The organism is Pseudorhizobium banfieldiae (assembly GCF_000967425.1).
In the GTDB taxonomy this organism is placed as follows: domain Bacteria; phylum Pseudomonadota; class Alphaproteobacteria; order Rhizobiales; family Rhizobiaceae; genus Neorhizobium; species Neorhizobium banfieldiae.
On record NZ_FO082820.1, the window covers coordinates 2,346,335 to 2,358,858 of the forward strand.

Sequence of the window (12,524 nt, forward strand, 5' to 3'; positions counted from 1 at the left end):
ACAAAGCCTCCCGAATCCCGAAAGGGCGGCCGTTGGGCCACCCTTTCCGCTTCGTTCTCAGGCGCCGAGGCTTGCCAGCTGGACGTAGATCGGCAGGCCAGCAACGAGGTTGAACGGGAATGTCAGCCCCAGCGACAGGCTGAGATAGATCTCCGGCCGTGCATCAGGTGCCGCGATCCGCATCGCGGTGGGTACGGCGATATACGACGCGCTGGCGGCGAGCGTGACGAGAAGCGCTGTATTCCCCACCGATAGTCCGGCAGCCAATGCCGGCACCAGCGCGAGCGAAGCACCGATGAGCGGCATGGCCAGCGCAAACCCGAGAAGCCCCGGAGACAGGAGCCGCCACTCCTTGCGGATGCCACTTCCCGCCACGGCACCGAGGTCCAGGAGGAAGAGGCAGAGCACGCCGCGGAACGGGTCGATGACGAAGCCGGAAAGCTCGCCCAGCCCCTTCTCCCCGGTCACCGCACCAATGGCGAAGGCTCCGATCAGGATGACGATGGTGACGTTGAGCATGACATCCCGTAGCGCCGCCTTCTGCCGGCTCTGCGCCATCGCGGGATCGGCTCCCGGCATAGGATGCCGCAGGATGAGCCACAGCGCCGTCAGGATCGCCGGGGCCTCCATTTCTCGGCGTTCCCCGCGGACACCGGCTGGGCGGCCGGGAAACGGTAGACCTTGCCTCGCTGGCGCACGAGCCGCTCCTCACCCTCGGCCGCGGCCATCGCCTCCTGGATACCGTCCGCGACCTCGCCCGCGCCTCCGGCGCTCATCTGGTCGAGGACTACGAAGGCACCAGCCTCGACGCGCTGCGGCAGATGGTGTCGATCGACATGGGCCTCTCGCTCTTTCCGGAACTCTATGTCCGGTCCGAGTTCCAGGGCGAGCAGAACGTGCATCTGCTTCGTGTCGATGGCTGGCCCGGCTCCCGTACCATCGGCTTCTTCTGGCGCCGGGGCAGCGTGCGGAGCGAGCACTACCGCCGGCTGGCCGTTCTGGGCAAAGCCGCAGCCGAAGGACTTTTCAAGTAGCTCGGCTCAGCGCTGTCCGATCAAATCTTCAGCAGCGATGGCGTCAAACGCCCAGATTTTCGGCAATATCCTTGCGAAGCCTCCGGGGACGCTCTACCACTTCTTCAGGTCCGCGCCGCAGCCAAACATGGCGCGCCGGATTGAAGCCTGCACCGGCCGCGTGTCTTGGCACGACCTCTTCCGGTCGACGCGCTGCGGATGAGGTGCGGATTGACGGGTCTTCGACCCTAGAAGGAGAACCAAGATGAACCGGAAACTTTTCGCCGGCGCGACCATGCTCGCCTCGCTGGCTTTCGCCCCCCTCGCCCATGCCGAACTCGTCATCGGCCTCATCGCACCGCTGACCGGCCCGGTCGCCGCCTATGGCGAGCAGGTCAAGAACGGCGCCGAAGTAGCCGTCGAAGAGATCAACAAGGCCGGCGGCATCAACGGTGAGCAGGTCACGCTGAAGATCGCCGACGACGCCGGCGAGCCGAAGCAGGGCGTCTCCGCCGCCAACCAGCTTGTTGGGGAAGGCGTGCGCTTCGTGGTCGGCCCCGTCACCTCGGGTGTCGCCATCCCGGCATCTGACGTCCTGGCCGAAAACGGCATCCTCATGGTCACGCCCACCGCGACCGCACCGGACCTGACCGCCCGCGGCCTCACCAACGTGCTGCGCACCTGCGGTCGCGACGACCAGCAGGCTGAAGTGGCGGCGAACTATGTTCTGGAAAACCACAAGGACAAGAAGATCGCCATCATCAACGACAAGGGTCAGTACGGCAAGGGTCTTGCCGACGCCTTCAAGGCGACCCTCAATGCCGGCGGCGTGACGGAAGTCTTCAACGATGCCCTCACCCCGGGCGACAAGGATTTCAGCGCACTGACCACCCGCATGAAGTCGGATGGCGTTGAGCTCATCTATTTCGGCGGCTACCACCCGGAAGCCGGCCTGCTCGCGCGCCAGCTCGCCGATGCCGGCGTTGATGCGGTGATCATCGGCGGCGACGGCCTGTCGAACAGCGAGTACTGGAACATTGCGACCGAGGAGGCCGCGGGCACCGTTTTCACCAACGCCACGGACGCGACGAAGAACCCCGATTCCAAGGCCGCTGCCGATGCTCTCGGCGCCAAGAACATCCCGGCCGAGGCCTTCACGCTGAATGCCTATGCGGCCGTCGAGGTCATCAAGGCCGGCATCGAGAAGGCGGGTAGCGCCGAAGACACCGAAGCTGTCGCGGCAGCACTCAAGGACGGACAGGCGATCAAGACGGCCATCGGCGAAGTGACCTATGGCGAAACCGGCGACCTCACCTCGCAGAGCTTCTCGCTCTTCAAGTGGGAAGACGGCAAGATCGTCGCCGTCGAGTAACGACAAGCCATCTGCACAACGAAAAAGCGGCCGGAGACGGCCGCTTTTTCGTTGGCGGGCGGGCTGGTCGCTGCCATCCTACCGAAGAACCACAGCGGGGGGAGAGTTTCGATGTCGCGAAGAGATTTTGATCCCGAGACCGTGAGGGCGGACGGACGCGTCGCGGCAAAGGGCGTCGTCTTCGACGCCGGGGCGGGTGGTCCCTGGCGCGGCTTTCTTGCCGGAGAGGTGATCGGTGGAGAGGTAACCGTTCTCGCCTATGGAAACGACACACCGGGGGAAGGTCCGCGGCTGCATGTCCATCCCTATGACGAGACCTTTGTCGTCGTCGAAGGCAGGGCAAGGTTCTTCGTCGGTGACGAGGTCATCGAGGCCGGCGCGGGAGAAGCCGTCCTCGGGCCCGCCGGCGTTCCGCACCGCTTCGAGAATATCGGGCAGGACCGGCTGCAGACGATCGACATCCACCACTCGCCGCGTTGGATACAGACGGACCTTGATTGACCTCTCAGGCTTTACTCCGCGTAGATCATCTTTCGCGTCATGCCGCCGTCGAGCACCAGCACCTGGCCTGTCACGAAACCAGCGGAAGCGAGATAGAGCACGGCGTCCGCCACGTCCTGCGGCCGTCCGACGCGCCCGGCGGGATGCTGCTCGTGGTCGACCGGCCGCAGATCCTCTTCGCCGGAAATCCAGCCCGGCGCGATCGCGTTGACGCGGATCTTCGGCCCGAGGCTGACGGCGAGTGCATGGGTCAGGGCCACGAGCCCGCCCTTCGATGCCGCATAGGCTTCCGTCTGCGGTTCCGACATGAAGGCGCGGGTGGATGCCACGTTGATGATCGACGCACCCTCGCCCATCAGCGGAACGGCCGAACGCGTCATCAAAAAGACGCCGGTCAGGTGGCTGTCGGTCACCTTTCGCCAATCCTCCAGCGACAACTCCGAGATCGGCCCGTTGTCCGGCCCGGAAATCCCCGAATTGTTGACCAGCAGGTCCAAGCTGTCCCAGCCGAGTTCCTCGAAGGCGCCGGCGACTGACGTCTCGTCACCGACATCGCAGTGGATCTGGCGCGTCTCCTCCGGCCCCTGCTCCAAGTCGAAGGATGCCACGTCGAAGCCAGCTTTCCGGAGGGCTGCGCATAAACCTGTGCCGATGAGGCCGGCACCACCTGTCACGATCGCTCTTTTCATCTGGCGTGACATAGGAACCGACGGCCTGATGTCGAGCGTCGCGTGTGCCGCCGCCGTCTACGCCCGGACCAGGATTCCCGCCTCTTCCGCCGCGGCGACGAAGGCCGCCCGTGCATCCTCCGACTTGCGCTTGCCTTCGATCACGCCGGTGCAGGCATGAAGCGCCTTGTCGAGTGCCGGCCCCTCGTCCAGCGGCCAATCCTCGATCATGGCCCAGGAGGCCGCCTGTACGCTATCGATGACTGTCTCCACCGGCGGCTCGCCGATCGAGATAAGCACGGGATTTTTCCAGGACTTGCTCATCCGCAGTCCCTTAGTCGATCCGCCCTGCCGCATCCAGCGGTTTTGGCTCGCAAACGCCGCCGCAGACTTCCCCCGACGCCCCGCAGCCCCTAGAACGCTCCAGAAGAACAATGCGGAGAACCGACATGAGCCAGCGCCTCGAAAAGCTGATCGACCAGGGCACCGGGCGTGAGTCGGCCGACATCGTCCTGAAGAACGGCCGCTTCTTCGACCTCGTCACCGGCGAACTGGTCGCCTCCGACATCGCCATCTGCGGCGAGCGCATCGTCGGCACCTGCGGCGACTATGCCGGCAAAACCGAGATCGACATCACCGGCCGCATCGTCGTCCCCGGCTTCATCGATACGCACCTTCACATCGAAAGCTCGCTGGTCACGCCGCACGAATTCGACCGCTGCGTCCTGCCCTACGGCGTCACCACCGCCATCTGCGATCCGCACGAGATCGCCAATGTGCTCGGCGAGGAAGGCATCCGCTTCTTCCTGGATTCCGCTGAACAAACGATCATGGATATCCGCGTCCAGCTCTCCTCCTGCGTCCCCGCCACACATCTGGAAACCGCTGGCGCAGACCTGCCGGTCGAGAAGCTCCTGCCCTTCCGCGACCATCCAAAGGTGATTGGGCTTGCCGAGTTCATGAACTTCCCCGGCGTCATCCACAAGGACCCCGGCTGTTTGGCCAAGCTCGACGCCTTCTGGGACGACCATATCGACGGACATGCGCCGCTCCTGCGCGGCAATGACCTGAACGGCTATCTCGCCGCCGGCATCCGCACCGATCACGAGTGTACGACGGCGGAAGAGGCGCTCGAAAAGATTCGCAAGGGCATGCATATCCTCGTCCGCGAGGGCTCCGTCTCCAAGGACTTGGCAGCCCTGATGCCGATCCTGACCGAGCGGCTCTCGCCCTTCCTGGCGCTCTGCACCGACGACCGCAATCCGCTCGACATCGCCGAGCAGGGCCATCTCGACTACATGATCCGCACAGCCATCGCGAACGGCGTGGAGCCCATCGCCGTCTACCGCGCCGCCTCCATCTCCGCCGCCCGCGCCTTTGGCCTGCGCGATCGCGGCCACGTCGCTCCCGGCTGGCGGGCCGACCTCGTCGTCATCGATAGCCTCGAGAACTGCAAGGCGGAGATGGTCTTCGCCGCCGGCCGCCGTGTCACCGACGCTATCTTCGCCACCCGAAAGCCTGTCGCACCCGTTGGTCTTGACAGCGTCAAGGCGCGTCCCGTGCAGGCCATGCACTTCGGCGTGCCCGTGAGCGAGAACGAAACGCCGGTCATTGGCGTCCTTCCCGGCAAGATCATCACCGAACACCGCCGTTACCGCCTGCCCGCCGCCGGCAACCAGACCGGCGTCGACCTCGACCGCGACATCATCAAGGTTGCCGTCATCGAGCGCCACGGCAGGAACGGCAACCACGCCAACGGCTTCGTCCAGGGGTTCGGGCTGAAGAAGGGTGCCATCGCCTCCACCGTCGGCCACGACAGCCACAACATCTGCGTCGTCGGCGTCTCGGAGGACGACATGGCGCTCGCCGCCAATCGCCTCGGGGAGATCAAGGGCGGCTTCGTCGTGGTCGAAGACGGAAAGGTCACGGGCGAAATCGCTCTTCCCGTCGCCGGGCTGATGAGCCTCGAGCCGTATGAAGTGGTCCGCGATACGCTGCACGATTTGCGCAAAGCCGCCTACGCCCTCGGCACCACGCTGGAGGAACCCTTCCTCCAGGTCGCCTTCCTGCCATTGCCCGTCATCCCGCACCTGAAAATCTCCGACAAGGGCATGGTGGATGTGGACCGGTTCGAACTGATCTAACGAGAAAGGCCGGCGCATCGGCCGGCCTTCCCTTCGTCCTGATTGATGCGTAATTACGCCCGCATCAGTCGCACGCCGGCGTGATACAGCACGTCGTTGCGGAACTCGCCGTCGGCGATGAAGCCGCTGTCATCCTTGTAGTCGATGTGATCGCCGGTCACGCGGTACTCGCCGTGATAGACCCTTTCGCGGAAGCCGTGGGATTCGAAATAGCGGCCGTTCGGCAGCAGTTCGTAGCGGATGTAGTCGTCCTGGCTGACCCACAGGCCGACATAGGGGTGCTTGCTCATGGCTATCTCCTGGTTCCCGTCGGCGGCGAATGCCGTCACGCCGGCAATGAATACGAAGGCCGCGGCAAAGGCGGCCAGGGCGAGGTGGTGGCGAAGGCCACACTCAGCCATTCATGTATTTCCGTCTGACAGAGTGCTGCTGGCGCCGCGAAAGCGCCTGGCCGATCAGCCGCAAAAGGCGGCCGCCGAGACCGGCAAGCCAGCGGAATGGGGTTTCGAGTAGACGCTGGAAATTGTCCATCACCATCTCCATTTCTGTCCGGGTTGGCTCGTTCGGACGAGGCGGAATATGGAGCATCTACGGCAACAGGCGGTAGACAAAAGCTCCGAAGTGATTGCACGATTCTCCGAGACGGTAATTTTCCGCTTCCTTCGCGCCTGGACCGAACGTATTGATTATCGCAGAAAAGCGCTGCAACTTCGGAGATTCCATTGCTCCCTACGCCGACCCACATGCCGCAGCTGGACGAGCTCTCCGCTATCATTGCACAAAACACCAGCGACGATGGCGTGTTCGAGACGAGCATCCCGCGCCTCTCCCTCATTCGCTTTTCCCGGCAGACAGAGCCGTGCCAGACACTGCAGCATCCGGCGCTCTGCATCGTCGTGCAGGGTTCCAAGCAGGTGATGCTGGCAGACGAAATCTATGTCTACGGCCCCGCCAAGCATCTCGTCGTCTCCGTTGACCTGCCCGTCACCGGCCAGATCATCGAGGCGACCCCGGAAAAGCCATATCTCTGCATGCGTCTCGATCTCGATCTACCGGCGCTCGGCGAGATGTTCATGGAGATCACTCCGGCAACGGGGGAGCCGGCGGGCGGCTGCAGCAAGGGAGTCTGCCTGGCCGATACTTCGCCGCAATTCCTCGACTCCGCGCTGCGGCTCCTTCGTCTTCTGGCGAGCCCCGAGGATATCGCCTACCTCGCTCCGCTTGCCGAACGCGAACTGATGTACCGTCTCCTGCGCGGGCCGCAGGCCCACAAGGTGCGCCGCATGCTGATGCCGGACAGCCGTCTGCAGCAGGTGACCCGCGCGATCACCTGGATCCGCCAGAACTACGCCGCCCCCTTCTCCATCGAGCAGGTCGCGGCGGAAGCCCGCATGAGCCCTTCCTCGCTGCACCAGCATTTCCGCGACGTCACGGCCATGAGCCCGCTGCAATACCAGAAGCAACTTCGTCTGCAGGAGGCCCGCCGCCTGATCCTGACGAGCGCGGTCGATGCCGCCACGGCGGCCCAGCGCGTCGGCTATGACAGCCCCTCGCAGTTCAGCCGCGAATACCGCCGCCTCTTCGGCGCCCCTCCCATCCAGGACGTCGCGCGGTTGAGGCAGGAGCCGGAGCGGTTCGCCGAGACCTGACCTCCAGGCTATCTGTAGGGACAAAATTCAACCAAACGGTTGACAGTCACTCTTGCAACGCGCATCTTCAACCACATGGTTGAATTATTAGACACACGGATCGATTCCGTCTTCCACGCCCTGAGCGACGCCACGCGCCGCAGCATGCTGCGGGAACTGTCATCGGGAGCGCGAAGCGTTGGCCAGTTGGCGGAACCGCACGACATGTCGCTTGCAGCGGCCTCCAAGCACATCAAGGTGCTGGAAGGCGCCGGCCTGATCCGCCGGGAGATCAACGGGCGGACGCATATCTGCCGGCTCGAGCCCGGGCCGCTCGCCACTGCCCATGAATGGCTTGCCTTCTACGAACGGTTCTGGAGCGACAGGCTCGACATCCTCGAGGGCCTCCTGCGCACGCAGGATGCCAATGCCTCGAAGGCCCCGGCCCCGCCGACATCAGCAGCCCCTTCCACGGAAGAAACAGAAACGGGAGAAGAGCAATGAACGACATGAGCCCCATGAACGGTTATGGCAAGGTTACCGGCCCCATGACCCTGACGATACAGCGGAAGCTCCCCGGTCCCGCCGAACGGATCTGGACCTATCTGACGGACAGCGACCTGCGCAGACAGTGGCTCGCCTCGGGTATCATGCCCCAGGAGGTAGGCCGACCTTTCGACCTCACCTGGCGGAACGACGAGCTGAGCGACAGCTCTGATGAGAGGCCGGATGGCTTCGGCGCCGAGCACACGATGCAGAGCGAGATCATTGCCTTTGATCCACCCCATCGGCTGGCCTTTTCCTGGCCACCGGGTGGAGAAGTCTCCTTCGAGCTTCAGCCGGCGGGCAAGGAGATCCTTCTGACCATCACACACCGGCGCATCTCCGATCGCTCGAACATGGTGATGGTCGGCGCCGGCTGGCACCTGCATCTCGATGTCCTGACCGCCCGCCTCAGTGATACGACGCCGGAATCCTTCTGGGCGGGCTGGAACCGTCTCAGGCAGGAATACGAGCAACGCATCCCGGCCTGAGAGCCGCTGCGGCTTCCGCGCGGGGGCAGCCCCGCCGGAAGCCGGCACACGCCAGGAGAAAATGCCATGAGCACTTCCTATTCCGGCGGCTGCGCCTGCGGTGCTGTCCGTTACAATGTATCCGGCGAGCCGGTCGCCATGGTCGATTGTCAGTGCCGGCAGTGCCAGCGCGAGAGCGGGACCGGCCACCAGTCGCACATGGTCTTCATGGCGGCGGAGGTGGAAATCCATGGCAGCACCTCTGCCTGGGAGATGACCGGCGACGGCGGCACCCTCAAGCGCCCGGCCTTCTGCCCGACCTGTGGCTCTCCCGTCTTCATGACCTTCCCGGCCACGCCCGATATCTTCATCCTCCGCCCCGCAAGCCTGGATCAGCCGGAGCACTACAAGCCGACACTGGTCACCTGGACCGAGGCAGCCCAGGCATGGGACCACGTCGACCCCACCGCCGCCAGCTTCCCGCGCATGCCGCCGGCAGGGTAAGTGTCCCGGGAGCGAAGGCCGGCCACCAGCGGCGCCTTTTCAACCGAAGCCCGCCAGCCTCTGCTCCACGAAGTGAACCGCAACGGCGACGCCTTCTTCCGCCCGGATCGCGGTGCCGAGATCGGCGGCGCGGCGTCGCATCTCCGGGTCATCCATCGCCCGAAAAGCCGTGGCAAGGTCTTCCGCCGTCATCTTCCGCTTGTCGAGCGCCTCCGGGCCCACCTCCAGCTCGGCAACCCGACGCGCCCAGAACGGCTGGTCACCAATGAAGGGGCAGAGTGCAGTCGGCTTGCCGGCACGAAGCGCGGCACCCGTCGTCCCGGCCCCGCCATGGTGGAGCGTCGCATGGACGTGTGGGAGCAGCCTGTCATGGGGTGCGCCGGCAATGACATGCACGTCATTGCAAGCCTGAGCATTGCCCAGCGCGCCGCCCGCTGTCGCGAGCAGTCCGCGCTTGCCGGCGCGGCGCAGGCCATCGACCACCAACTCGGTCAATCGTGTGGGATCGGTGCCAGGCATGCTCCCGAAGCCGACATAGATGGGCGGTTCGCCTGCCGCGAGGAACGCTGCTAGATCCGGGTCAGGCTGCCAATCCGGGCTGTCGAGAAACCAGTAGCCGGTCACCGCCACCTCCGCCCCCCAGTCACCCGGCTTGGAGAGAACATGGGGACTGTAGGCGTAGAGCGTACCCAACAGCTCGGGAGGCTTGCTCCTTGAATCCAGCCCCAGCACCTCGCGACGCCATGCACGAACAGTGCCCGGGAAAAGCATCTTGCTGCCGTGAATCATCAGGGCATGGCTTGCCCGGTTGAGCGGCCCAAGCGAGGCAAACGGCAGGATCGGCGTCGGGAACTGCGAGGTCGGCGTGAACCCCGGCAGCGGCGAGGCCAGGAAAAGCGGGACGTCGAGCTTACCCGCAATATGAGGTGCTCCCAGAGCCTTGGGATGATGAATGATGGCATCCGGGGCGAAATCCCGTGCCGCCGCCCATTCCGCATCGAGCAGGCTCCGCGCCAGGTGACGGTAATGCTTTAGCAGCTTGAAGCCGGCGCCGAAGCCAGCCCCGGAGCGGCCGATCATCGCCTTTGCCTCGGGTGACTCGAGGATCGCCAGGAACTCCGCCGGCAGCGGCGCGAATGCGAGACCTCGTGCACTCGCCATGTCAGCAAATTGCGCCGGCGCCACGATCAGCACCTCGTGCCCATGCGCCTGGAGCCCAAGCGCCAGGGCGAGATACGGCTGGACATCACCGCGCGTACCAAGCGTGTGGATGGAAATGCGCATGTGGGGTTCCCTCTCGTGCCAGCCTAGCCTGATCGATCGAACAGCGCTAGCCAGCGCGAGGGACGAGCGTTGCTCCGCCAACCGCAATCGCCACACCGGGTTCGACACTTCCTATGCCGCTACCGACTGGCTAGCCGGATCCCATGACGGCTAAGACGCAGTCCCGACAAGCGTGAGATCCGAGTTTCGACATCCTGTGCGGCTTACCCTTCTCGGCTTCCTCATGATGGTCGTGATCGGCACCTTCGGCTTGATGCTTCCCCTCTCGAAGTCAGGACCAGGCCGGCGCGTCGTCCTGCGGCATGAGGATATCGGAATCAGAGGCCTCGGCCCACTGGTTAGCAAACCATTTACAACATTTGCCTAAATTTAACCATCCCGCTTTACACTGCTCTTCCGTAGAGGCGTGCGGGCGGGCCGAGGCGGTAACAGACGCAGCATCTCCTGGCCCCTCTGCGCTGTCCCGACGATGTGTCAGCGACAGATTCTCAAGAGGGGAACGGGCATGAGAAGCATGAGAACATTTGGTGTCGTTGCGCGTCTAGCAGCAGGTTTCGGGTTCCTGCTCCTTCTGATGGTGGGCCTGACGATCTATGCCACCGAGGAAGTCGCGATGATCGACGCTGATCTGGAAGTGATCAACGATGTCAACAGCGTCAAACAGCGTTACGCGATCAACTATCGCGGCTCTGTCCATGACCGCGCGATCGCGATCCGGGACGTTACATTGGTCGCCTCCGAGGAGGAGCGCCGGGCAGCCATCGATCTGATCGAAAAGCTGGCCGCCGCCTACGCGGAGAATGAGAAGAAGATGTCCGAGATGATGGCCACCGGTTCCTCGGCCGAGGAAACGGCCATCCTCGGTGAAATTGCGGACATTCAATCAAAAACGAACCCGCTGGTCGCCAAGATCATTGCCCTTCAAGGGCAAGGCGACGGAGAAACGGCCCGCGGGATTTTGCTGGAGCAGGCACGTCCGTTGTTCGTTGACTGGCTCGGAGCGATCAACAAGTTTATCGATTACCAGGAAGCTTTGAACAAGTCGATCGGCGCGGACGTGCGTAGCGCGGCAAGCGGTTTTTACTCTCTCGCGTTCACCGCGCTTGGCGTCGCAATTTTTCTCGCGATCCTGGTGGCTGCCTATACCGCCCGATCGATCGTCTCCCCGCTGGACAAGCTTCAGCGCTCCCTGAAGTCGATGGCGGAAGGTGACCTGGAAGGCGACCGCACCCTTGAAGGTCGCAAGGACGAGATCGGCATGCTGGCCCGGGCTGTTGCCTCACTGCGTGACGCGATTGCTGCCAAGGCCGCACGGGATGCCGACAACGAGGCGCGGCGCGCGGGTGAGGAGCGTCAGCGGATCGAAGCCGAGGCGTTGGAGCGCGAGGAGCTTGCTAAGCAGACTGACAGGGTGGTCGAGCAACTGGCTGCAGCACTTCAGGCACTCGCGGACGGCGACCTGACGCGGCAGATCACGACACCGTTCCATGCGTCACTGGACCAGCTCCGGATCGACTTCAATCAGGCTGTCGGGAAACTTCGTGGAGCGATGCAGGATGTTGCCCAGAACGCCAGCGCGATAGCGGCCGGCGCAGCGGAAATCCGCTCTGCCTCCGACGATCTGGCCAGACGGACGGAACAGCAGGCTGCCTCGGTCGAAGAGACAGCGGCTGCGCTGGAAGAGATCACCACCACGGTAACCGATTCCAGCAGCCGCGCCCAGGAAGCGGGGCAACTCGTTCGGCAGACGAAGGAGAATGCCGAGCATTCCGGTCGTGTTGTACGCGACGCCGTCGAAGCGATGGGCAAGATCGAAGCATCCGCAACCGAGATTGGCAACATCATTGGCGTCATCGACGAAATCGCCTTCCAGACCAATCTCCTAGCCTTGAATGCCGGCGTTGAGGCCGCACGCGCGGGGGACGCCGGAAAGGGATTCGCCGTCGTCGCCCAGGAGGTCCGCGAGCTTGCTCAGAGGTCGGCTCAGGCGGCAAAGGAGATCAAGGAATTGATCAACACATCCAACGGCCACGTCCGCAACGGGGTTGCGCTGGTGGGACAAACGGGTGCGGCGCTCGAACAGATCGTGGTCCAGGTCCAGCAGGTGGACGGAAATGTCGGCGCTATCGTCCAATCGTCAAGGGAGCAGGCCGGCGGGCTGAAGGAAATCAATACGGCAGTCAACGCAATGGATCAGGGCACGCAACAGAACGCAGCAATGGTCGAGCAGGCGACAGCGGCCGCCCATAGCCTTGCCTCGGAATCGAGCGCATTGTTCCAGTTGCTGTCGCAGTTCAGGATCGGCGGGGAGTCGTCGCAGAACCAGAGCCGCACGATGAACATCGCATCTTTCGAACGCAAGGCAATGGCCGGCTAAATCGGCAATGCCTGGCTACG

Annotated in this window: 15 protein-coding genes; 9 read left to right on the top strand and 6 right to left on the bottom strand. The window is 63.9% G+C overall.

Annotated features, from left to right (window positions below):
* Positions 1 to 57: 57 nt before the first annotated feature.
* Positions 58 to 630, bottom strand: a complete 573-nt coding sequence (locus NT26_RS11480) for a sodium-dependent bicarbonate transport family permease (RefSeq protein ID WP_052638950.1) — start codon at positions 628 to 630, stop codon at positions 58 to 60.
* A 59-nt stretch (positions 631 to 689) separates the two neighbouring features.
* Here NT26_RS11480 and NT26_RS22380 point away from each other — a divergent pair, with 59 nt between their 5' ends.
* The 3 genes from NT26_RS22380 to NT26_RS11495 all read left to right on the top strand — a co-directional run bounded on the left by NT26_RS22380 (position 690) and on the right by NT26_RS11495 (position 2,886).
* Positions 690 to 1,034: a LysR substrate-binding domain-containing protein gene (locus NT26_RS22380; protein WP_244467693.1), complete on the top strand. Its 345-nt coding sequence runs from the start codon at positions 690 to 692 to the stop codon at positions 1,032 to 1,034.
* A 244-nt stretch (positions 1,035 to 1,278) separates the two neighbouring features.
* On the top strand, positions 1,279 to 2,385 hold the full coding sequence (locus tag NT26_RS11490; RefSeq protein ID WP_052638952.1) for a branched-chain amino acid ABC transporter substrate-binding protein: 1,107 nt from the start codon (positions 1,279 to 1,281) through the stop codon (positions 2,383 to 2,385).
* Between the two features lie 111 nt (positions 2,386 to 2,496).
* On the top strand, positions 2,497 to 2,886 hold the full coding sequence (locus NT26_RS11495) for a cupin domain-containing protein (RefSeq protein WP_052638953.1): 390 nt from the start codon (positions 2,497 to 2,499) through the stop codon (positions 2,884 to 2,886).
* An 11-nt stretch (positions 2,887 to 2,897) separates the two neighbouring features.
* Here the strand turns inward: NT26_RS11495 and NT26_RS11500 are convergent, their stop codons facing one another.
* Both NT26_RS11500 and NT26_RS11505 read right to left on the bottom strand, forming a co-directional pair.
* Entirely contained in the window at positions 2,898 to 3,575 is a 678-nt protein-coding gene (locus NT26_RS11500; protein WP_052642078.1) for an SDR family oxidoreductase, read from the bottom strand.
* Positions 3,576 to 3,632: 57 nt separating this feature from the next.
* On the bottom strand, positions 3,633 to 3,878 hold the full coding sequence (locus tag NT26_RS11505; RefSeq protein WP_052638954.1) for a DUF982 domain-containing protein: 246 nt from the start codon (positions 3,876 to 3,878) through the stop codon (positions 3,633 to 3,635).
* A 125-nt stretch (positions 3,879 to 4,003) separates the two neighbouring features.
* On the opposite strand from NT26_RS11505, the gene ade reads away from it, so the two are divergent.
* On the top strand, positions 4,004 to 5,698 hold the full coding sequence (gene ade / locus NT26_RS11510) for an adenine deaminase (RefSeq protein WP_052638955.1): 1,695 nt from the start codon (positions 4,004 to 4,006) through the stop codon (positions 5,696 to 5,698).
* A gap of 53 nt (positions 5,699 to 5,751) precedes the next feature.
* On the opposite strand, the gene NT26_RS11515 is transcribed toward ade, so the two are convergent.
* Positions 5,752 to 6,099, bottom strand: coding sequence for an Atu4866 domain-containing protein (locus NT26_RS11515; RefSeq protein WP_052638956.1), 348 nt, complete (start codon positions 6,097 to 6,099; stop codon positions 5,752 to 5,754).
* Positions 6,092 to 6,229 carry a hypothetical protein gene (locus NT26_RS22765; protein ID WP_156157141.1) on the bottom strand — a complete coding sequence of 46 codons (138 nt, stop codon included), beginning with the start codon at positions 6,227 to 6,229 and terminating at the stop codon, positions 6,092 to 6,094. Before NT26_RS22765 ends, NT26_RS11515 begins: the two co-directional genes overlap by 8 nt.
* Positions 6,230 to 6,420: 191 nt before the next feature.
* Here NT26_RS22765 and NT26_RS11520 point away from each other — a divergent pair, with 191 nt between their 5' ends.
* From NT26_RS11520 to NT26_RS11535, 4 genes are all read left to right on the top strand, one after another.
* Positions 6,421 to 7,347 carry an AraC family transcriptional regulator gene (locus NT26_RS11520; RefSeq protein ID WP_342023656.1) on the top strand — a complete coding sequence of 309 codons (927 nt, stop codon included), beginning with the start codon at positions 6,421 to 6,423 and terminating at the stop codon, positions 7,345 to 7,347.
* 75 nt (positions 7,348 to 7,422) lie between these two features.
* Positions 7,423 to 7,830 carry an ArsR/SmtB family transcription factor gene (locus NT26_RS11525; RefSeq protein WP_052642080.1) on the top strand — a complete coding sequence of 136 codons (408 nt, stop codon included), beginning with the start codon at positions 7,423 to 7,425 and terminating at the stop codon, positions 7,828 to 7,830.
* Entirely contained in the window at positions 7,827 to 8,360 is a 534-nt protein-coding gene (locus tag NT26_RS11530) for an SRPBCC family protein (RefSeq protein WP_052638958.1), read from the top strand. The genes NT26_RS11525 and NT26_RS11530 overlap by 4 nt, the downstream gene beginning before the upstream one ends.
* Before the next feature lie 66 nt (positions 8,361 to 8,426).
* A complete protein-coding gene (locus tag NT26_RS11535) occupies positions 8,427 to 8,843 on the top strand; it encodes a GFA family protein (protein WP_052638959.1) in 417 nt (138 codons plus the stop codon).
* 39 nt (positions 8,844 to 8,882) lie between these two features.
* Here the strand turns inward: NT26_RS11535 and NT26_RS11540 are convergent, their stop codons facing one another.
* Positions 8,883 to 10,127: a glycosyltransferase gene (locus NT26_RS11540; RefSeq protein WP_052638960.1), complete on the bottom strand. Its 1,245-nt coding sequence runs from the start codon at positions 10,125 to 10,127 to the stop codon at positions 8,883 to 8,885.
* 505 nt (positions 10,128 to 10,632) lie between these two features.
* Here NT26_RS11540 and NT26_RS11545 point away from each other — a divergent pair.
* A complete protein-coding gene (locus NT26_RS11545; RefSeq protein ID WP_052638961.1) occupies positions 10,633 to 12,504 on the top strand; it encodes a HAMP domain-containing methyl-accepting chemotaxis protein in 1,872 nt (623 codons plus the stop codon).
* Positions 12,505 to 12,524: the final 20 nt, after the last annotated feature.

What these genes read in the sequence shown, in the direction of transcription:
- NT26_RS11480 (WP_052638950.1), bottom strand. Translation starts at nt 630, where the DNA reads ATGGAGGCCCCGGCGATCCTGACGGCGCTGTGGCTCATCCTGCGGCAT.
- NT26_RS11490 (WP_052638952.1), top strand. Translation starts at nt 1,279, where the DNA reads ATGAACCGGAAACTTTTCGCCGGCGCGACCATGCTCGCCTCGCTGGCT.
- NT26_RS11495 (WP_052638953.1), top strand. Translation starts at nt 2,497, where the DNA reads ATGTCGCGAAGAGATTTTGATCCCGAGACCGTGAGGGCGGACGGACGC.
- NT26_RS11500 (WP_052642078.1), bottom strand. Translation starts at nt 3,575, where the DNA reads ATGAAAAGAGCGATCGTGACAGGTGGTGCCGGCCTCATCGGCACAGGT.
- NT26_RS11505 (WP_052638954.1), bottom strand. Translation starts at nt 3,878, where the DNA reads ATGAGCAAGTCCTGGAAAAATCCCGTGCTTATCTCGATCGGCGAGCCG.
- ade (WP_052638955.1), top strand. Translation starts at nt 4,004, where the DNA reads ATGAGCCAGCGCCTCGAAAAGCTGATCGACCAGGGCACCGGGCGTGAG.
- NT26_RS11515 (WP_052638956.1), bottom strand. Translation starts at nt 6,099, where the DNA reads ATGGCTGAGTGTGGCCTTCGCCACCACCTCGCCCTGGCCGCCTTTGCC.
- NT26_RS22765 (WP_156157141.1), bottom strand. Translation starts at nt 6,229, where the DNA reads ATGGACAATTTCCAGCGTCTACTCGAAACCCCATTCCGCTGGCTTGCC.
- NT26_RS11525 (WP_052642080.1), top strand. Translation starts at nt 7,423, where the DNA reads ATGGTTGAATTATTAGACACACGGATCGATTCCGTCTTCCACGCCCTG.
- NT26_RS11530 (WP_052638958.1), top strand. Translation starts at nt 7,827, where the DNA reads ATGAACGACATGAGCCCCATGAACGGTTATGGCAAGGTTACCGGCCCC.
- NT26_RS11535 (WP_052638959.1), top strand. Translation starts at nt 8,427, where the DNA reads ATGAGCACTTCCTATTCCGGCGGCTGCGCCTGCGGTGCTGTCCGTTAC.
- NT26_RS11540 (WP_052638960.1), bottom strand. Translation starts at nt 10,127, where the DNA reads ATGCGCATTTCCATCCACACGCTTGGTACGCGCGGTGATGTCCAGCCG.
- NT26_RS11545 (WP_052638961.1), top strand. Translation starts at nt 10,633, where the DNA reads ATGAGAAGCATGAGAACATTTGGTGTCGTTGCGCGTCTAGCAGCAGGT.